1 protein-coding gene is annotated in these 282 nt (G+C 70.6%); it reads left to right on the top strand.

The features are described from left to right. A partial coding sequence (locus tag RB628_RS41990; RefSeq protein ID WP_318325835.1) for a hypothetical protein occupies positions 1–282 on the top strand: 282 nt, incomplete at both ends.

Consider the following 282-nt stretch of genomic DNA (forward strand, 5'->3'; position numbering starts at 1 on the left):
GGACGCCGTACGAGGACCAGTTCGCTTACCTGTCGCGCACCGAACGCCTCGCGCCCGGGCAGGTACAGGAGTTGGTGGAAGCGTTGGGCCCGCTACAGGCCGGCCCCAGCCCGACCACGCCGGTGCTGCCGGCCCGGCCGCGCCGCAGCGCGCTGGGCAAGGCCCCCAAGACGGTCAGGGCCAAGGCAGGAGCGATGCTTCGCATCTCCACCACCGGGCTGCCATCACAACTGATCGCGGCGCTCAAGCACGCCGCGTCCTTCCACAACCCCGAGTTCTACC

The sequence above is a fragment of the Streptomyces sp. ADMS genome, from assembly GCF_033441795.1.
Taxonomy (GTDB): domain Bacteria; phylum Actinomycetota; class Actinomycetes; order Streptomycetales; family Streptomycetaceae; genus Streptomyces.